Source organism: Parvimonas micra (assembly GCF_021300775.1).
GTDB lineage: Bacteria > Bacillota > Clostridia > Tissierellales > Peptoniphilaceae > Parvimonas.
In genome coordinates, this window is the sequence record NZ_JAJTJP010000002.1 from 112590 (window position 1) to 131717 (window position 19128).

Annotated in this window: 18 protein-coding genes and 1 pseudogene; 9 read left to right on the plus strand and 10 right to left on the minus strand. The window is 28.6% G+C overall.

The features are described 5' to 3' along the window. The first annotated feature begins 4 nt into the window (after positions 1-4). The 4 genes and pseudogenes from LW893_RS03770 (at position 5) to LW893_RS03785 (ending at position 3668) form a co-directional block, all read left to right on the plus strand. Positions 5-769 (plus strand): SigB/SigF/SigG family RNA polymerase sigma factor, encoded by a 765-nt coding sequence (locus LW893_RS03770; RefSeq protein WP_233055894.1) that lies wholly within the window; start codon positions 5-7, stop codon positions 767-769. 120 nt (positions 770-889) lie between these two features. Then, positions 890-1119: pseudogene (locus LW893_RS03775) on the plus strand (CD1845 family protein). A gap of 26 nt (positions 1120-1145) precedes the next feature. Next, a complete protein-coding gene (locus LW893_RS03780) occupies positions 1146-1910 on the plus strand; it encodes a CPBP family intramembrane glutamic endopeptidase (RefSeq protein WP_233055895.1) in 765 nt (254 codons plus the stop codon). 417 nt (positions 1911-2327) lie between these two features. Beyond that, the gene (locus LW893_RS03785; RefSeq protein ID WP_233055896.1) at positions 2328-3668 is read left to right on the plus strand and encodes a DUF4026 domain-containing protein; all 1341 of its coding nucleotides are present in this window, start codon (positions 2328-2330) and stop codon (positions 3666-3668) included. Positions 3669-4124: 456 nt separating this feature from the next. On the opposite strand, the gene LW893_RS03790 is transcribed toward LW893_RS03785, so the two are convergent. The 9 genes from LW893_RS03790 to LW893_RS03830 form a co-directional block, all read right to left on the minus strand. Next, positions 4125-4409: a DUF5960 family protein gene (locus LW893_RS03790; RefSeq protein ID WP_233055897.1), complete on the minus strand. Its 285-nt coding sequence runs from the start codon at positions 4407-4409 to the stop codon at positions 4125-4127. Next, positions 4402-4758, minus strand: a complete 357-nt coding sequence (locus LW893_RS03795; protein ID WP_233055898.1) for a hypothetical protein — start codon at positions 4756-4758, stop codon at positions 4402-4404. Before LW893_RS03795 ends, LW893_RS03790 begins: the two co-directional genes overlap by 8 nt. Then, the gene (locus LW893_RS07190) at positions 4755-6167 is read right to left on the minus strand and encodes a Y-family DNA polymerase (protein WP_233055899.1); all 1413 of its coding nucleotides are present in this window, start codon (positions 6165-6167) and stop codon (positions 4755-4757) included. The genes LW893_RS03795 and LW893_RS07190 overlap by 4 nt, the downstream gene beginning before the upstream one ends. A gap of 17 nt (positions 6168-6184) precedes the next feature. Further along, positions 6185-6739 carry an ImmA/IrrE family metallo-endopeptidase gene (locus LW893_RS03805; protein ID WP_233055900.1) on the minus strand — a complete coding sequence of 185 codons (555 nt, stop codon included), beginning with the start codon at positions 6737-6739 and terminating at the stop codon, positions 6185-6187. Between the two features lie 8 nt (positions 6740-6747). Then, positions 6748-7146, minus strand: coding sequence for a helix-turn-helix domain-containing protein (locus LW893_RS03810; protein ID WP_233055901.1), 399 nt, complete (start codon positions 7144-7146; stop codon positions 6748-6750). Between the two features lie 136 nt (positions 7147-7282). Then, positions 7283-7939 carry a transposase gene (locus LW893_RS03815; protein WP_314558002.1) on the minus strand — a complete coding sequence of 219 codons (657 nt, stop codon included), beginning with the start codon at positions 7937-7939 and terminating at the stop codon, positions 7283-7285. A gap of 18 nt (positions 7940-7957) precedes the next feature. Next, positions 7958-8365, minus strand: coding sequence for a transposase (locus tag LW893_RS03820; protein ID WP_233055902.1), 408 nt, complete (start codon positions 8363-8365; stop codon positions 7958-7960). A gap of 137 nt (positions 8366-8502) precedes the next feature. Beyond that, on the minus strand, positions 8503-8811 hold the full coding sequence (locus tag LW893_RS03825) for a hypothetical protein (RefSeq protein ID WP_233055903.1): 309 nt from the start codon (positions 8809-8811) through the stop codon (positions 8503-8505). Between the two features lie 15 nt (positions 8812-8826). Then, the gene (locus LW893_RS03830) at positions 8827-9573 is read right to left on the minus strand and encodes a Fic family protein (RefSeq protein WP_233055904.1); all 747 of its coding nucleotides are present in this window, start codon (positions 9571-9573) and stop codon (positions 8827-8829) included. A 202-nt stretch (positions 9574-9775) separates the two neighbouring features. On the opposite strand from LW893_RS03830, the gene LW893_RS03835 reads away from it, so the two are divergent. Continuing rightward, positions 9776-14431 (plus strand): S8 family serine peptidase, encoded by a 4656-nt coding sequence (locus LW893_RS03835; RefSeq protein WP_233055905.1) that lies wholly within the window; start codon positions 9776-9778, stop codon positions 14429-14431. 45 nt (positions 14432-14476) lie between these two features. On the opposite strand, the gene LW893_RS03840 is transcribed toward LW893_RS03835, so the two are convergent. Next, positions 14477-14629: a hypothetical protein gene (locus LW893_RS03840; RefSeq protein ID WP_233055906.1), complete on the minus strand. Its 153-nt coding sequence runs from the start codon at positions 14627-14629 to the stop codon at positions 14477-14479. Between the two features lie 187 nt (positions 14630-14816). Here LW893_RS03840 and LW893_RS03845 point away from each other — a divergent pair, with 187 nt between their 5' ends. The 4 genes from LW893_RS03845 to LW893_RS03860 all read left to right on the plus strand — a co-directional run bounded on the left by LW893_RS03845 (position 14817) and on the right by LW893_RS03860 (position 19030). Beyond that, positions 14817-15953: a cysteine desulfurase family protein gene (locus LW893_RS03845; RefSeq protein ID WP_233055907.1), complete on the plus strand. Its 1137-nt coding sequence runs from the start codon at positions 14817-14819 to the stop codon at positions 15951-15953. Beyond that, positions 15953-17122, plus strand: a complete 1170-nt coding sequence (thiI, locus tag LW893_RS03850) for a tRNA uracil 4-sulfurtransferase ThiI (protein ID WP_233055908.1) — start codon at positions 15953-15955, stop codon at positions 17120-17122. The genes LW893_RS03845 and thiI overlap by 1 nt, the downstream gene beginning before the upstream one ends. Before the next feature lie 96 nt (positions 17123-17218). Further along, positions 17219-18049, plus strand: a complete 831-nt coding sequence (locus tag LW893_RS03855) for a DUF6612 family protein (RefSeq protein WP_233055909.1) — start codon at positions 17219-17221, stop codon at positions 18047-18049. A gap of 111 nt (positions 18050-18160) precedes the next feature. Continuing rightward, positions 18161-19030, plus strand: coding sequence for a DUF6612 family protein (locus tag LW893_RS03860; protein WP_233055910.1), 870 nt, complete (start codon positions 18161-18163; stop codon positions 19028-19030). The last annotated feature ends 98 nt before the right edge of the window (positions 19031-19128 follow it).

Sequence of the window (19128 nt, forward strand, 5' to 3'; positions counted from 1 at the left end):
GGCTATGAAAAAGGGATATAACAAACCGGACTCAGAACAAATAAAAGCTCTTTTTAAAGAGTATTTTGAAAATCCCACACCAGAACTTAGAGATAAATTAATTGAAAAAAATCTATATATGGCTGAAATTTTAGCTAAAAAATATGTAAATCGTGGAATTGATTATGATGATTTATTCCAAGTTGCAAGTCTTGGCTTAATTTACGCCATAGATAGATATGATATTTCAAAAGGTTTTGAATTTTCAAGTTTCGCAATGCCGACTATTGTCGGAGAGATAAAGAGATATTTCAGAGATAAAGGTTGGGTAATTCGTGTTCCAAGAAGAATACAGGAGAACTCTAAAAAAGTTAATAATGCAAAATATCATTTAACACAAGAGCTTGGAAGAACTCCAACAATTAAAGATATTGCAGATTATGTAGAACTTTCTGAAGAAGAAGTGTTGGAAATTATGGAAGCTAGTAAGGTTTATACACCTCAATCATTAGACCAAAGTTTTGAAAATTCAGATAGTGAAGACAAGGATACAAACTTAATTGATGTCGTTGGAGAAGATGATAAAGAATATGATTTTATCGATAATCAAGACTTTATCAGAAAAACTTTAGACAAATTATCCGAAGTTGAAAAGCAAATAATACTTGGAAGATATTTTGAACAAAAAACACAAGTTGCTCTTGCAAAAGAGCTAAACATTTCACAGATGACAGTAAGCCGTCTCGAAAAAAAGGCACTTGCAAAGTTTAGAGAAGAAATGAATGTATAATACAAAAAATCAACGGACACCCGTTGATTTTTTTATTGTGAGGAATATTTTGATAGAAGTAAAAGATTTAACGAAAGATTTTTAAGGATATTTATGCTATAATAATTGAAGTAGTTATCAATTTTGACGGCTTTCATGATATTCCTATTTGGTATATGAACAGTATTACTGTATATCATTATGGTGTTCTGTTTATTTGAGGAGTTAGATTCTTTTATTCGAGGATAACATGTAATATGTAATCGGGCTTGGTCATCGGTTTTCTATTTAGTCCTTATGGGCTTCCGATGATAGGAGCAACTGTGATAGCATTTATTGAATTGATAAATGAGAAGATTAAAGCGGTGTAGACAAATTAGAATTTAGGAGAAAATTTATGAGTCGAAAAAAGGCGATTTTTATTTATTTATTAGGAACCTTAGGGCAAATATGGATGATATGTATTATAGTTTTTATATTGCGTAACTTGGGTATTGTTGTAGATTATACGATGCCAATGGGAATGGTTGCTATTGGAATAGGTGGAGTTTCATCTGTTCTATGGGGAACTATTATTGCACTTAGATACAAAAAGTACAGTACGAAGGAAATATTAAAGGATTTTTTCGATATAAAGCAAAACATCAGCAGTTATTTACTCGTTATTGTGTTCTTGCTTTTGGATTTTTGCTATGTTGCATTTGATGGAAAATTAGCATTGAATACGTGGTATATTCCTATTATCTTATTTCTTAAAGCAATCCTTTTTGGTGGGATTGAAGAAGTAGGGTGGAGATATATTTTTCAACCAATTATGATGGAACGCCATAGTTATATTAGTTCAACTTTAATTACTTTTGTTCTATGGGGAATATGGCATTTTTCTTATTTCTACATTGAAGGAACATTGCCACAAGTACAAGTGTTTGGATTTTTGCTTGGATTGTTAACTAATTGCTTTATTTTATCCGCATTATTTATAAAGTCAAATAGTTTGTGGATATGTGTGATGACACATTCGTTAATAAATGTTTTCTCACAATTAGCAGTAGGTGGTAATCAAAATATAACTTATGCTTGTAAAATAATTATTATAGTAATGGCAATGGTTCTTTCGATTAGAGAGCAAAATAAAAAAGTAACTAATGTGTCAGTTTTTTAAAGAGTGGTAAATTCCAGTTTCTCGAGCTAAATAAAACTGAATATTGAAGATATAAGGCGATTAAGAAATAGAAATCTTAGTCGCTTTTTCTTATGCAAAAAATAAAAAAGAGAGGTGGTATGAGAAGTGGAATTTGTTTATTTTTATAACTCTTATGTAGACCTTTTCAGCTACTGTATTCTAGCAAAAATCATAGTAACTGATAAAAGGTTTAAGAACTTATCCTCAGATGTAGAGATTTTTTATTCTTGACTATTGTAGCATAGGAGTATCTAGTATATGAAAAATTGACTTTGGTTTTATTTTAAAAAAATTATAAGTTATATTATAGTATATTTTAAATGTAAAAAATATTGAAACTACTCAATTATTGTGCTATACTGACATTAATTATATTAGTATAAAAGGAGAAAAATAATGAGTTTTTTTAAAAAGGTTTTTAACGGATTATTTAATGGGTCAAAAGAAAAGAAAGAAGAAAATAGCCTTAAAGAAGCACCTCTTGCCTATTGGGAAGAATTTTCACATATGTTAGCTTTAGTACCTGAGAATTACACAATAACAGAAGATATTTTTGAAAATATTAAAGCAATAGATGGTATTGAAATTAAGGAAAAAAGTCTTCCAAGTGAAGATTATCCTGGACAAATTGTTCTATCATATAAAGGAACTGATTTTGATGTAAGATTCTATCTTGGAGATTTTTATGCAGAAGAAATGTATCAATGGCAATTACAATATTTTACAGAAGAAGAAAAAGAACAGATTTTAAATGTAAAGAATGCCTTAATTGTTTATATGAAATTTGAAGGAGATGCTAAAATATGTTACCATTTACAACTTAAGCTTGTATATGCTATGGTTCCTGAAATGGTTGCTCTTTGTGATGAAAGTGCTGAAAGAATGTTAAATAAAAAATGGGTTGAATTAGCAGTAAAATCAAATGTGCTTCCTGCTCCATCAAGCTTATATACTGTTCAAGCAGTTTATGATGAGAATGAAGTTTGGTTACATACTCATGGTTTATGTAGATGTAATCTTCACGAAATAGAGATTTTAGATTCAAATAAGAAAGATTACGAAGCACATTATAGCTTACTTTCTAATTATGCTTCTAGAATGATAGATGGAAATTATTCTAATGAAGATGAAGAAGAGATACAATTGGGAATTTTTTATGATAGATCTCCAATAGTTGCTACATCTAAAAAATGGATTGATGCTTTGAAATATTATCCTAATGTTAATATTGGAGGACTTGAAGATAGAAAAGAATCTCATAATTCTAAAACAAATATAATTTTCCTATATGAAAATGAAGAAGATTATAATAATAACATTGTAAGTTTACCTTCAAAATTTACAGAAAAGTTTGTTAATAACCCAATGTTTTTCTTAAGTAAAGAAGAAACTGCTAGAATGAGTGATTTAGCCAGAGAAAGATTTTCTTATGTTGAAAGAATGCTTAAGAAAAAACAAGAAAGTAATGAAGATATTACTATTATTATTAAATTAGGACTTGAAACAATAGATGAAGAAGGTAATTTGGATAGTACAAATCTTGAACATATTTGGTTTGAGGCTATTTCTATGGAAGGAGATAGTTTCAAGGCAGTATTGACTCAAGAACCATATCATATTCCAGATTTACATGAAGGTGATGAGGGAACATATTCTATAAATTATGTAAGTGATTGGAAGATTTATACTGAAAAGGGTGCAATAACACCAGAGACTGTATATTTGTTAGATTTATAAGGAAAATTAAATAATAAAAAATAAAATCAACGGACATCCGTTGATTTTTTTGTGGGGAAGTTGTTGTTATATATCTTCGATACATTTACTTATTATTGTAAACAAGAATAAGTATGAGATCCCTCGACTACGCTCGAGATGACGTATAAGGAAAGTATCTTAGTCTAATAGCTAGACGTTAAAAGTAAATAAGCATAAAAATATTTATATATAATTTAAAATATCATATCATTTTATTTATACATTTTATAAAATGAAATGTTTCACGTCATAGTACTTTGCATAGAAATTCCCTCAACACGTCATCTCGACCGAAACGAAGCGTAGCTGAGTGCAGTGGAGAGATCTCAATTATTGTTTGTTTTCAAATAATAATATTTCTGAAAGAAATAATATTTCAATAAAACCTTAAATAATCAAAAAGCCCTTAAAATAAATACTATTTTAAGGGCTTTTTTACATTGAAGATTTATGTCCAATATACTCATATCTTAAAACTTCTGTGTTATCAAGATGTGTATGTTCTTTAAAGATAAAGTAATGATCTTTTTTATCTCTTGAATTTATGGCATTTAGTCTAAAGTAATTTTTTTTAGTTTTTACCATAAGTCTTAGGATATCGTCAGTTAGAAATGTTAGAGGTATGTTAATATCTGAAAATCTGTAAAAGTCTTCTTCAAATTTTTGGTAATTACTACTAAAGTAGTCAAATTGAACATTATTTTTTTCAATATTATTCATCTTCAATCACCTCTGCAACTGTAAGTTTTAAAATTTGTGAATACAAAAAGTTAGGTGTTCTATTTTTCATATTAAGATATAGTTTTTCCTTAGTCATATCGTAGATTTTTCCAAGATATGGCTCTTTTTGTAAATTTGTATATAGTAAAATTTTTTTGTTATTAAAAAATGCCCATGATAAGAAAAATAGTTTTTCTTCTTCGTCCATAGCTTTTGTAAAGTCAATGGTATCTCCTTCTTTGGAGAGGGCAGTTGAATGTTCTGAAATGAAAAATCCCATCCACTTAGCCATTCCTCTATCTAAATATTCTCTTGCTGATTTATAAGGCAAGTAACTACGATTAATCATATAATTCCGTCAAGTCCTCCACAATGTCCACCAATTAAGGTACTTCTTTCTTTAACTCGTGAGCCTTCCATTAAGGCTGTCGCTTTTTGAATTGATAGATAGCCAAATTTATCTCTAATATCATCTATAGCTTTTTCTAATTTTGTATTTCTTTCTACTGTTTTTATATCGTCAAATAAGGTTAAAATCTTATAATCTCTATCTGTTAATTTATCAAATCTAACACCGATATTCCTCACAGAGCCACCTCTATATTTTTCTCTAAATAGGGATAAAATATGATTTGTAAGCTCTTTTGTACTCTTTGTTGGAGCAATTTTTTTACTTGAATTAATCGACTTTAAATCTTCATCATAACTAAAACCGATATGAATAGAAATTACAGTCGCTTTTTTATTTATTCTTCTAAGTCTTGTTGCAACCTGTTCAGACATTTCTCGAAGTACAATTTCAATCTCTGATTGACTATTGTAATTTCTAGGAAGAACTTGCGAATTTCCAATTCCTTTCGACTGTGGAATATATGGTTTTGTAACTTTACTCTCATCGACACCATTTGCATGAAACCAAAGCTGAACACCGATAATTCCAAACTCTTTTTTTAATCTATCAGGATTTGCATTTGCCAATTCTTCTATCGAGTTAATGTGAAGTTTTTCAAGTCTTTTTGCTGTTCTCTCTCCAATTCCCCAAAAATCCGTTAATTTTTTTATTTTCCATAACTTTGTTTCAACATCTTCATAAGACCAATTAGCTCTCATATTTTTATTTTTCTTAGCTTCATTATCCAAAGCTAATTTTGCAAGTAGGGGATTTGAATTACTCATTCCAACTGTTGAAAAAATTCCCGTTTCTTTCCAAATTTCATTTTGAATTTTTGAAGATATAACATCTAGTTTTTCTCTTCTACTCATATTTTTATCCGAAACAAAATAGTCTAATGAAGTAGTTAAATCTATAAAGCCCTCATCAATAGAATAGGGATATATCTCGTCCTTACCTGCATAGTTTTGTAGAATTTTTTGTATTTTTAAATTTTCTGCAATATAAAAAGCCATTCTAGGCGGAACAATAAAAGTTTTAGCAGCCCATTTTTCGATATAGTTTACATATTCTTTTGTTATTTTAATATTTTGTCTATAAGCATTTGCATAATTAAATTTTCTTGTATTTATATCAAATGGAAGATCTCTACTTCTTCCAACATTTTTTTTACCGAAAACCTCTTTAAAAGTAGGAGAACTTGCAAGTATTAGACCTTTTGAATTATCTGCTCTACTCATAACACAAAGTGAGGTATTAAGAGGATGTAGTCCTCTTTTAACACATTCTACACTCGCATAAAATGACTTCATATCAATAAATGCAATGTCTGAGCAGGGCTCTTTAGAATAATCTATTAAACCCATAACTCCTCCTTATAAAATTAAATATCATTCCAATCGTCATCAAGTGGCTTATAGTCTTTTAAAAAAGTAGAATCAGGCACAAAACTATTTTGTTGATTAATATCAAGTAAATTCATCTTTGCCATTTCAGAAATTTTTAAATTTAAAAGATTTAAGTCAACTCCAATTTCATAAGCAAGCTCTCTATCACTTTGAGCATATTTAATCATTGAAATAATGTCTTCATCAGAAATTAAAAGATGAGCAGCAAAGACATTAGCCTCCATTTCATAAATATTTGTAGGATTGAAAATTCTACTCTCATGAAAACTTGCACCTTTAATACATTCTTGTCTATGAAGTTGATCATGTCCCAGCTCGTGAGCCAATACAGTTTTTTTAAGACTTCCTACATTATTTGGTATAAAAATAAATCTATTTTTTAAAATAACTCTATACATACCAAGTAGGGTCTTTGTTGGATTCATATATATTAAATTAATATTGAGTAGTTTAATAAGTTCTTCGGGATCTCTAGTTTGATATTTCTTAACAAGACTATTAACCTTGTCGTAAATCCATTTATTACTCATTTTTTTACCTACTTTTTATTTTTTCCATATTTTTTATTCTTTAATTTGGATTGCCAATATGCTTCTGAAATAGCTTCAAAAAGTACATCTTTATCTTCTTCGGGAAGCTCTCCACCTGCGAAAAGACCAGTCATAGATTCAACTAAACTTTGAGCATCTCTTGCACCCTTATTTCCAAAACTTTCTGCAGAATTTATAATAAAGTATTCTTCATCAGTAAGTAAATAATTTACATTTACTTCAAAAATATTTGCAAGTTTCTCATACATTTCCATTTTTCTAGGTCTTAGGTCCTTTGCTTCATAATTACTAACTGTTTTAGAAGTGGTTCCTAAAAGATTTGCAAGTTCTTTTTGAGTTAAATTTTTCTTTTCTCTTAATATTTTAATCTTTTTTCCAAAACTCATTTTACATCCCCCCTTATAGAAATTAAATTTCTATTTATATATTTAAACTAATTAAATTTAGAAATTAAATTTTAAATAATAGAAATTAGATTACTACTATTATAAATTAAACTTCTATTAAAAGTCAATAGGTAAATCAAAAAAATTTTTTAAGTAGTCTATATTTCAATGTTTTAGTAAAAATATCACTTTTATACTCTCTATATCCTTCTCTTGTTGTCGTACTATATTTTAATATCTCATTTTCTGGGCATATGTAACAATCATAATATTCATCATATACATAATCTCTTGGATAAAATAGTTCTTTTCTCTTTCCTGTTGGACTTGTGTATGGTAATACAGGTTGTATTTTATCATCTATTAACATCTTTGCTATTGCCGGTGTTTTATATCCTGCATCCATTACTATTTTTCTTAACTCGAATTTCTTTAAGTCCTTTTCGTAAAAATCCATAAATGTTTCACTATCATGTAAATTCCCTGCATAACTTCTACAAGCTAGTACCCACCCGTTTTTATCACAACTTGTTTGTACACTATATGCAAAAACCTCTTTATGTTCTCCCTTATGGAATAATCCACTTTCTTTATCTGTTGTACTTTCTACCTTCTTTACTACTTCTGTTCTGTTGGTGGGACTTAATTCCTTTTTTCCTTTTAATTCTCTATCTTTTTTTATCTCTTCATTTAATTGACTATGATATTTCTTTGCTTTCTTTTCTATCTTTACTTCTATATTCTTATGTCTATTTGCATGGGCTTTTACATGTGTTGAATCTACAAATTGTATCTTTTCATCTACAAAGCCTTATTTCTCTGCTTGACTTAATATATTTACAAATATCTTTTCAAATATATCTGTATCTTTAAATCTTCTCTTGTAATTCTGTCCATATGTTGTAAAATGTGGTATTTTATCATAAAAATCATAACCTAAAAACCATCTATATGCTACATTTACCTCTATTTCTCTTATTGTTTGACGCATACTTTTTATTCCAAAAATGTATTTTAAAAATATTATTTTAAAAAGAACTATTGAATCTATACTTGGTCTGCCATTATCTAAACAATACTTATCTTCTATTAAATCATAGATAAAGGAAAAATCTATTGTTTCATCTATTTTCCTTAAAAGATGATTCTTTGGAACTAAAGAATCTATACTTACCATTTGTACTTGATTTACTCTGTTTTCATCATTCTTATGTAGCATTTTCAACATCTCCTTTTATATTATTATACTACTTTTTAACTCTTTTCTTCACTAAAAAAGCGCCAATGATTTCTCATTGACACCTTTGTCATCAGTCTGAAAACCTGCTTATGCAGGTTTTTTTAATATTTTATAATTTATTTATTCAAATACAAAATCACAATTAAAATAGAAACAAATAGTCTTATTATATGATGTGAAAGATGAAATTTATCTTTAAGTCCAAATAATATTGCTGATATATGTAATAAAACTAAGCCTGTTATTAAAATATATAAGCTGATTGGGTTGGTAAATAGTAAACTTATAAGCATTACAAGTGATGAGAATATAAAAAACATTGTAAGTCCTTTATGGCTACCGTTTTTTAGTTGCACTGTTCCGGCTAGCATTGATAAAGCTCCGTAAATAATAACAATTAAATAAAATAATATATTATAAAACATAAAATTCCTCCCTAATTAAATAACTTTTTCTATTTCTTTTTTGTATTCTAATAATGTTTCATATTCTTTTTGCAGTACTAATTCTTCAAATTTTTGCAAGTCTTTATTTTTTCCGTAAAAATCCAATGATTCATAATATTCTGCTCTATTTTCAGGATTAATTGAAATTGGTTTAAAATTATTGTTCATTAAGCAGTAGTTCATCAAAAGTCTTGAAGTTCTACCATTTCCATCTGCAAAAGGGTGAATTCTTACAATCTCTGCATGTACCCAAGCTGATAGTTTTATCGGATTAAACTCATTTTTATACTTATTATAATCTTCAATAAAATATTTCATTTCCTGTCTTACATTTTCAAAATTTGGAGGTATAAAAGATGCACCGCTTATTCTCACGTTTACATTTCTATAAATTCCACCTTGAAAAATATTTTGCACTACTATTTCATGTATATCTTTTATCTTTTCTTCACTGAGTTCTTCTGAATTTTTAACCATTTCTTTAATAAATTCAAAAGCATTTTTATTATTAATAACTTCATAAATTTCTCTAAGTTTCTTTCCGGCAATGGAATAACCATCTTCTAATATAGTCTTAACTTCAAATATTGATAGTGTATTTCCTTCTATTTTTGTACTTTCATGTGTAAATTTCAGCTCAAAAGCTTTATTTATTTGATTATATACGTATATTAACTTATTTTTTTCAAAACTATTTACATAATCATTTAATTCTTTTATTTTTTGAAAATTTAAATTCATTTTAATACACCACCTTTCTATATACTTTTTATATATTATATCATAAATTTAAAAATATTTTTAATTTATATAAAATTTCTTTAAAATTTAACACTTCTTTTAAAACATCACTTTAAATGGTATATACAAAACTAAATAAATATGTTATACTGATAAAGTAGTATATTATATACTCAAATTTACATTCAAGGGGGATTTTTCTATGAAGAAAAGGTTTTTGACTCTGTTATTAACATTTTCATTATTACTAAGTAGTACAAGTGCTATTTTCGCTAATGAAAAAGTTAATACAACAACAAAAATTTCAAAAACTACAAACAACTCAAAAGTTAATGAAAATGAGGAAAAAACATATATTGTAGTTTTAAAAGAAGATTCAGAAGTAGATTTTTCTAGTTTAAAAACTCCAGAAGGCAGAAAAGCTAGAGAAGCAAAATCAAAAGCTTTAATTAATACCTTTAAAGATGAATTAACTAAGGCTGATATTAGTTATGAAGTATTCTATGAATATGATTTTCTATTTGCAGGAATTGCTTTAAAAACTAAGGCTAAAAATATTGAAAAAATTTCAAAAATGGCATCAGTTGAGTCAGTTGAAGTTTCAAATGAATTTTTAAAGCCACAAGTTAAACAATCTGAACAAGAATTTATTTCAAAGAGAAAGAAAAGAAGCTTAGATTCAAACAATCTAATGAAAGTTACTGACGAACTTAGAAAGAAATACAATGGAGAAGGTAGAGTAGTAGCTGTATTAGATACTGGTGTTGATATTAATCATGATATTTTAAGAGTTTCTGATGTCTCAAAAGGGAAGTTCCCAAATAAAGAAGCAATGGCTGCTAAGATGAAAGAAGCTGGAATTAACTATGGTAGCTGGAGAACTGACAAAGTTGTTTATGCTCATAATTACAGCACAAATGGGGAAAATGTAAAGGAAGAAATTAGAGAAGAATCTCACGGAATGCACGTTTCAGGTATTTCTGTAGGTAATCCTAAAACAGAAGCTGAATTTACACAAAATGACGGAACAGTTAAGAAAGAAAAAATCATAGGAACAGCTCCAGAAGCACAACTTATATTTATGGGTGTTTTCCAAGGTCTAACAACTTATACTCATATGTATGCAAAAGCTGTTGAAGACTCTGTAAAACTTGGTGCAGATAGTGTAAACCTAAGTTTAGGTTCTCCTAATGGATCAATTGCATCTGTTGGAAAAGCTATGGAAAAAGCTATTGCTTTTGCAAGAAAAATGGGCGTTATCGTAGCTATTGCTGCTGGTAATGATGGACATTTTGGTGCGTTTTCTGAAAACCCACCTGTAACTAACCCAGACTTTGGTACTGTTGGAAGTCCAGGTGTTGCAAAAGACGCTTTAACTGTTGCTGCAATGTATACTGATGTTGAAAGAGTAAGAACAATCAGTGTTGAAGGAGTTGAAGGTGCTTTAAAATCAGGTGAATACTTCACAGGTTATGATAATGAAGGAAATCCTGATACTGAAAAGAGCTTTATAAAAGAAGGACAAGATTTTGCAACATATGAAGTTATAGAAGCTGGTCTTGGAAATGAAGAAAGTGATTATGCTGGAAAAGATGTAAAAGGTAAAGTTATTATAGTAAAAAGAGGAGCAAAGACTTTTGCAGATAAGATTATTTTAGCTCATAGTAAAGGTGCTATTGGGGTTATAATATACAATCACGAAAGTGGTGGGGAAGAACTTATAAATATGAGTTTTGGAGAACAAACAAAAGATCTTAAAATTCCATCTGTTTTCGTAGGAAATTCTGCTGGTAAACATATTCTTGCAAATCTTGATAAAAAAGTTAAATTTACAAGACAATTAAGTGTTTTGCCTTATGCTAAGGGTGGTCAATTAACAGATTTCTCATCTTATGGTATAACATCTGACGGAACTTTCAAACCTGATATAACAGCTCCAGGTGGACTTATTTATTCATCAATAAACAATAATAAATATACGACAATGAGTGGTACTTCAATGGCTACTCCTCATATCGCAGGTGCTGTTACTCTTGTAAGAGAAAGCTTAAATAAAAGACATCCTGAAATTACAGGAGAAAATGAATATGACGTTATAAAGGCAATCATGATGAGTACTGCTGATCCAGTTATCGAAAAGGGAACAGAAAATTACTTCTCTCCTAGAAAACAAGGTGCAGGTGCCGTTAACGTTGAAAAAGCTACATCAAGTGATCTTTATGTAGTTGATAGTGAAAATAATCCAAAAGTTTGGTTAAATGATATTGAAAGCAAATTCAAAATTAATTTAAAAGTTGTAAATATAGGAAACGAAGATAGAACTTTAAACTATAAGACAGTTTTAGGTACTGATGAAACTGCTGACGGAAAATTTGCTTTAAAGACAAAAACTTTAGAAACAATTAAAGGACAAACAGTTACTGTTCCTGCTAAAGGTTCAGTAAATGTTAAGATAACTGTTGATGCAAGTAAATATGAAGCTGAATTAAGCAAGAATATGCCTAATGGTTACTTCTTAGAAGGTTTTGTATTCTTTGATGATGCAAAAGACGGAGCAAAAGCAGTTAGTATAGCATTTAGTGGATTTAAAGGAAAATGGGCTAATGTACCTCTTTGGGAAAAACCTGTTTATGAATTCGACCTAAATAACGAACTTCCTATCTACATGGTTCAAAATGGTGGATTTACTTCAAACTTTACTTCTCTTGTAACAGTTGAAAACAACCCTTATGCAAGAGATAAGAGCTGGACTAGTGAAAAAGGACAAAAGTACAATTTCATTGGAAGTCAAGGAGAAATTCCTCTAGGAATAAATGCTAAAGATGTTACATTCTCAAAAGATAATTTAGCAATTTCACCAAATGCTGATAATAACAAAGATTTTGTTAAATTTAAAGGTGTATTCTATAGAAATACTCAATATATTTCAGTAGAAGTTTTAGATGAAAATGGAAATGTTGTTTATGAAAATGGCTCAGGCTATGGTTATAAGAACAGTAACAATTACAGTGAAGATTCTGCAAGATCAAATGTTATAGATCAAACTTCTTGGAATGGTAAAACAACTGATAACAAAGAACTTCCAGAAGGAAAATACAAATATGTAGTTAAAGGTAACTCAGAAACAAATGGGGCTGCCGTAGATAATCAACAAAAAGTTGAATTTGAAGTAAAAGTTGACGTTACTTCACCAAAAATTGCTACTCCAAAGGTAGAAGGAAAAATCTATAAACCAGAAATTACTGATAATTTAAGTGGTGTTGAAGATACATTCTTAAAATATAAAGATGCAAAAGGTGAAACTCAATGGATAGAAGCAAAAGATGATGGTACTTTTGAACTTCCAGAAGGAGTAGAATTAAAAGATATCTCTATTCATACTTTTGACCATGCAGGAAATATTGCTTCTCTTAACTTAGATGGTTCTGCTTATACTGAAAAAGAAGAAAAACCACAAGATTTAGGTGCAAATATTAAACCTGTATTTAGAGTAACAAATTATAAAGACTTTGAAGGAAGACATATTGAAGGTTCTGAAAACTTAAATATGTTCCCAATTGAAATTAATTGGAAAGAAAAAGTTTATGTTAATGATGGAAAAGATTGGCATCAAATAATAGACTTTAGCTTTAATAATGGTCTTTTAAATGTTGCACCAGGAAACTATTCAGTATATATTGACCAAATTCCTGATGTATATGAACCATTAGCATCACAACAAGTTGATGTAACAGCAGAAAAAGATAAAACTGTAGAAGCAGTTTTTGAAACAAAACAAAAAGAAGAAGTTATTCCAGCTGGACATGGAGAAGTTAATATCAGATTACAAATTGATGAGTATGATAATGACTACATGGGACCTGGTGGAAGCTATATAATCAAAGACAAAAATGGAAATGTACTTGAAAAAGATAACTTTAAAACTTACACTAAATTATATGAATCAGCTATAAAGAATGAGGAAGGTAAACTTACAGGTGTTAGTTTCCACAGAGCTAATATGACTATATTACCAGTTGGTGAATATACTGCTGAAATAACTACATTTGATGATAGTTTAACTTTTGAATCTAAAGTTATTCATTTCAAAGTTGAAGAAAATAAACCAAAGAAAGTTATATTTAAAACAAAAGAAACTTTAAGCGATGTTGTAAATGTAGTATTTGAAGGTTTAGAAGAACTTCCAGACGGAGTTAAAGTAGTTGTTGAAAATCTTGAAACTAAAGAAAAGACAGACTTAACTCAAAGTAAATATTTCAAAAATATATTCCATGGTGAAATTCCACGTGCAAAATATAAAGTTACAGTAGAAGTTCCAGAAGGATATACTGTTGATAGAGAAACTTTTGAAATCACAGTTACAAATGATAAAGTAAAAGAAGTAGTAAAAATCAATAGAATACCAAAATATGGATGGGTACAAAACGATGATGGATCATGGGTTTACCAATCAGATGATGGAAAGGACAAGTTAACTAATACTTGGAAACTTATCGATGATGAATGGTATAAATTTGATAAAGACGGTAAAATGGTAACTGATAGTTGGTTAGAAGAAGACGGTAAATGGTACTATATTGAACCAAATGGTACAATGTCAAAGAATGAATGGACAATTATTAACGGTCAATGGTACTATGCAAATGCAACAGGAAGAATTTCACAAAACGAATGGGTATTAGTAAATGGAAATTGGTACTATGCAAATGCAAGTGGACGTATTGCTGATAGTGAATGGATATTAGTTGATGGAAAATGGTATTATGCTGAAAGCGGTGGAATAATTGCTCAAGATAAAACTATAAAAATCGACAATGTAAAATATACATTTGATGCAGACGGTGCGTTAGTTAAATAGCAAAAATAAAAAGACTGAGTTTTACTCAGTCTTTTTTTAGTTAAATTAAAAGAAACTATCATCTTTTACGCCACTAATGTAAATATCTAATGCTTTTGATAGCTTAAATAGAACTATTAAACCCATAATCCCTAATGAGCCTTTTAAAAAAAGTGCTACCCAAGCAATGAAATTAATAAGACCAGCTCCAGATTTCATAATAACCTCCTAAATTACAAATTTTAAACTATATTTCTACGCTCATATAATATCATAATTATTTATGGAAATCAAAATTTTATTTTGATAAATTAACATTGTCTAACATTATAATCTTTTTATTGCTTATTTCTTGATTTTATATTAAAATATAGTAATGAGCAAATGAGTTTTTAAGGAGTTTTTTATGATTTATTTAGATAATGCCGCGACTACTAAAGTTCGTGATGAAGTTATAGATATAATGGTTAAATATTTAAAAGAAAAATATGGAAATCCGTCTTCACTTTACGATTTCGGTTATTCTGTTACAAAAGATATAAATTCTTGTAGAGAAGTTATTGCAAAATATATTAATTGTAAATCAGAAGAGGTATTTTTTAATTCTTGTGCAACTGAGGGAAATAATACTGCAATTTTTGGAGCAATTTCAACTGCAAATGGAAAAAATATTGTTTCAACGGAGATAGAACACTCTTCCGTTTTTAATGTCTATAAATTTTTAAAAGAGAAAAAAGAGATTAGGACTTTAAGTTTAGATGAATTTGGATATATCGATATTGAAAGTGTAAAAAAACTTGTAGATGAAAATACTGAAATAGTTTCAATAGCTTATGTTCATAATGAGCTTGGCATTATTCAAGATGTTGAGAGTATCGGAAAAGCTATCAAGGAAAAGAATAAGAAATGTATTTTTCATGTTGATTCAGCACAAGCATTCGGAAAAGTAAATATTGATGTAAAAAAATCTAAGATTGATGTTTTAACTTTGAGTGGTCATAAAATTCATACTCAAAAAGGCATAGGAGCAATCTACGTTAATAAAAATATAAATTTAAGACCTTTTGTCTTAGGTGGTGGTCAGGAAAAAGACTTTAGATCTGGAACTGAAAATGTTGCAGGTATAATGGGTTTAAAGGTTGCTACTGAATTTATGTATGAAAATTTAGAAAAAAGAAAAAAACATTTAGAACATTTAAGAGATCTTCTGATTGCTGGAATTTCAAAGATAGAAGACCATAAATTTTTAACAAACAAAGATGGAGTTCCAAATATTGTAACAGTAGCTTTTGAAAATATTAGAAGTGAGGTGCTTTTACATTTCTTAGAGAGTGAAAAGATTTATATATCAACAGGCTCTGCTTGTAGCAAGGGTAAAAAGAGTAGAACTTTTGACGGGATCGGTCTTGATAATAAATACAATGACGGAGTTGTAAGGATTTCACTATCTGAATTCAATACAGAAGATGAAATTGCAATATTTATTGAAAATTTAGAAAAATATGTAAATGAAATTAGAACGATTATGAAAAGAGGAAGATAATGGATTATTTAATCAGTGTAAGTTTCGGAGAGTTGACTTTAAAGGGAGATAATAGAAAAGATTTTGAAAATAGAATAATTAGAAAGATAAAAAAAGCGATTGAAAACTTTGAAGTTGAAGAATTTTACAAAGAGCAAGGAAAAGTTTATATAAAAGCTGATAGAGAACTCTTTGATGAAATGATTGAACAAATCAAAAAAGTTTTCGGTATTTTCTATATCTGCGAAGTTCTAAGAACAGAGAAAAAGCTTGAAAATATTAGAGAAGCTACAAGAGTTTTAGTAAATGATTTAGGGATAAACGAAGAAAAAACTTTTAAAGTTTTTGTAAATAGAGTTGATAAGAAATTCACTCCAAAATCACCAGAGCTTTCAAGAGATCTTGGTGGAGTCGTACTTAAAAATTTTGGAAATATTTTAAAGGTAGATGTTCACAATCCACAAATGCCAATTTATGTAGATGTTAAAGAATATGTATATGTCTATGTAAAAAGATATAAAGGTTTTGGTGGACTTCCAATTGGTTCAAGCGGAAGAGGACTTTTACTTCTTTCAGGTGGAATAGACAGTCCCGTTGCAGGTTTTGTTATGGGAAAAAGAGGTATGGAAATTGGTGCAATTCATTTTCATTCATATCCTTTTACAAGTGAAAGAGGAGAGGAAAAAGTTAAGGACTTAGCAAAGATTCTTTCAAATTATGTTGGGAAATTTACAATGACAAGTATAAATCTTTTACCTATTCAAAAGGAAATCGCAAGTAAATGTCCTGAAAAAGAAATTACTATTTTAGGTAGAATTTTTATGATGAAAATTGCTGAAAAACTTGCTATTAAACAAAATTATCATGCATTAATCACTGGAGAAAGTTTAGGACAGGTTGCAAGTCAAACAATTCAAGGAATTACAGTTGTTGATAAATCTACTGAAATTTCAATTTTAAGACCATTAATTGCAATGGATAAGACTGAAATTATTGATATTGCAAGAACTATTGATACTTATGAAACAAGTATTTTACCTTTTGAAGATTGTTGCACTGTATTTTTACCAAAACATCCAGTTACAAAACCTAAGATTGAAGATATAAATAACAGTTTAGCACTATTGGATGTTGATAGACTTATTGACGAAGCATTAGCAAACAAGAAGGTGTATGAAATAAATGAATAATAATATAAAGAGATTTGTTGGTGTTCCTTATAATTTCAACAGTTTTTATATTAAAAATTGGGGTAAAAATTAATAGATAAATAATTGGAGGTAAGTATGAAAAAATTACAAAAAATTTCATTAGCTTTAGCGATTTGTTCAATTTCTGCCTTTGCAGTTGGTTGTTCAACAAAAGAAACTAAAGAAACAAAAACAGAGAAAAAAGAAGAAAAAGTTAATATTACTTCACAAGAGCTTGTTAAGAAAGTTACTGATGCTACAAATGCAGTAAAAAGCGCAAAAGTTAATGCTAAAACTCAAGTAGTTGGAGAAATTTCAGGTAAAACAGTAACTACTGATTTAGTATTAGAGTCAACAATGACAAAAGAGCCATATGCAGTAAAATTTGATAGCACTTCAACTACAGACGGTGAATCTTATAAAGCTAGTATTTATTTTACACAAAATGATGTTTACTTAACAGATTCAGAACTTAAAGAATGGGTTAAGATTAATGAGGATGAATTAAAAAGTATATATAAAAAGCAAGAAAATTCTGTAAACTTTAAAAATATTGTAGAGTTATTGGAAGTTCTAAAAGATAAAATTAAAGTTGAACAAGAAGGTTCAAACTTTGTAGTAACTTATACAGGAAATGACGATGAAATAAATAATCCTTTAAAAAATACAATACTTTCAACTGAACCTGCAGCTGGTAGAATGCTTGGATCTTCAAAAGCTGATAATTTAGAAATAAAAGTACTTATTGATAAAAATACATTTATACCAGTTGATTATGATATAAAGACAAAGATGACAGTTAGTGAAGGTACAAAAGTATTAACATTTGATATGAGTTTAAACTTTAAATATTCTGAAATAAATGAAGTTAAAGAAATAGTTATTCCAGATGATGTTAAAAATGCAAAAGATTTTGAAGCTAGATAAAAAATAAACAGACAAAGTATTATTTGTCTGTTTTTTTACTAAAAAACTTCAAAAGTCTTTACTTTTTGTTAAAAATGTATTACAATGTAGCTACCGATAAGGAGGTAATTTATGAAAAAAGTACAGAAAATATCATTAGCATTAGCTCTATGTTCACTTTCAATCTTTGCAGTTGGATGCCAAGAAAAGAAAGGAAGTACAGATAAAAAAGAAGCTAATACTACAACAAATAATGCTAATACTAGCGAAAAGAAGGAAACTAAAGTAGCTCTTTCTAATGAACTTTTACAAAAAGTTACAGATGCATCAAAGGCTGTAAAAAGTGCGAATGCAAAAGCTAATTTAACTTATAAATTCGGAAGTTCAATTAAACAATTAAACACAACTTTAGATTTTGATTTTTCTATGGTAAAAGAGCCAGCTTTTATTGTAAAATTAACTCGTCATGCTGATAATGATGGACAAAAACTTGAAAATGATCAATATATTACTGATGATAAAATGTATGTTCAAGATGCTAAGACAAAAGAGTGGATGCATGGTACTCATGAAAGACTTAGAAAAGTTTACGATGGAAGAAGAAAAATTGTAAATTTTGACTCTGTTTTAGAATTTATGAGTGAAAATCAAGCAAATTTAAAAGTTGAAGAAAAAGGCGATGTTATAGAAGTTACTTACGAAGGAAATGATCAAACTGCTTCAGATTCTTTCCTAAAAATTGCAAAACTATTAACAACAGTTATAGAAGGAAATATAAAAGAAATGGGTCTAGAAAATTTGAATGCTAAGATTACAATAGACGCTAAAACTTTTATACCAAAAGAATTTGATGTAATAGCTAAATATACAAAAGCTAAAGACGGACAAACTGTTTTAACTTGGGATTTTTCATATAAAGCAACTTACACAGATATAAATGGAGTTAAAGAAATTGTAATTCCTAACGAAGTTAAAAATTCTAGAAATGCAGATCCAAAATAGAGTTTAATTTTAATACAGACAAATTTGATTTGTCTGTATTTTTATATAAAAATTACAATTGTATTTACTTTTGGTTAAAAATATATTACAATTGAGAT

What these genes read in the sequence shown, in the direction of transcription:
- LW893_RS03770 (WP_233055894.1), top strand. Translation starts at nt 5, where the DNA reads ATGAAAAAGGGATATAACAAACCGGACTCAGAACAAATAAAAGCTCTT.
- LW893_RS03780 (WP_233055895.1), top strand. Translation starts at nt 1,146, where the DNA reads ATGAGTCGAAAAAAGGCGATTTTTATTTATTTATTAGGAACCTTAGGG.
- LW893_RS03785 (WP_233055896.1), top strand. Translation starts at nt 2,328, where the DNA reads ATGAGTTTTTTTAAAAAGGTTTTTAACGGATTATTTAATGGGTCAAAA.
- LW893_RS03790 (WP_233055897.1), bottom strand. Translation starts at nt 4,409, where the DNA reads ATGAATAATATTGAAAAAAATAATGTTCAATTTGACTACTTTAGTAGT.
- LW893_RS03795 (WP_233055898.1), bottom strand. Translation starts at nt 4,758, where the DNA reads ATGATTAATCGTAGTTACTTGCCTTATAAATCAGCAAGAGAATATTTA.
- LW893_RS07190 (WP_233055899.1), bottom strand. Translation starts at nt 6,167, where the DNA reads ATGGGTTTAATAGATTATTCTAAAGAGCCCTGCTCAGACATTGCATTT.
- LW893_RS03805 (WP_233055900.1), bottom strand. Translation starts at nt 6,739, where the DNA reads ATGAGTAATAAATGGATTTACGACAAGGTTAATAGTCTTGTTAAGAAA.
- LW893_RS03810 (WP_233055901.1), bottom strand. Translation starts at nt 7,146, where the DNA reads ATGAGTTTTGGAAAAAAGATTAAAATATTAAGAGAAAAGAAAAATTTA.
- LW893_RS03820 (WP_233055902.1), bottom strand. Translation starts at nt 8,365, where the DNA reads ATGCTACATAAGAATGATGAAAACAGAGTAAATCAAGTACAAATGGTA.
- LW893_RS03825 (WP_233055903.1), bottom strand. Translation starts at nt 8,811, where the DNA reads ATGTTTTATAATATATTATTTTATTTAATTGTTATTATTTACGGAGCT.
- LW893_RS03830 (WP_233055904.1), bottom strand. Translation starts at nt 9,573, where the DNA reads ATGAATTTAAATTTTCAAAAAATAAAAGAATTAAATGATTATGTAAAT.
- LW893_RS03835 (WP_233055905.1), top strand. Translation starts at nt 9,776, where the DNA reads ATGAAGAAAAGGTTTTTGACTCTGTTATTAACATTTTCATTATTACTA.
- LW893_RS03840 (WP_233055906.1), bottom strand. Translation starts at nt 14,629, where the DNA reads ATGAAATCTGGAGCTGGTCTTATTAATTTCATTGCTTGGGTAGCACTT.
- LW893_RS03845 (WP_233055907.1), top strand. Translation starts at nt 14,817, where the DNA reads ATGATTTATTTAGATAATGCCGCGACTACTAAAGTTCGTGATGAAGTT.
- thiI (WP_233055908.1), top strand. Translation starts at nt 15,953, where the DNA reads ATGGATTATTTAATCAGTGTAAGTTTCGGAGAGTTGACTTTAAAGGGA.
- LW893_RS03855 (WP_233055909.1), top strand. Translation starts at nt 17,219, where the DNA reads ATGAAAAAATTACAAAAAATTTCATTAGCTTTAGCGATTTGTTCAATT.
- LW893_RS03860 (WP_233055910.1), top strand. Translation starts at nt 18,161, where the DNA reads ATGAAAAAAGTACAGAAAATATCATTAGCATTAGCTCTATGTTCACTT.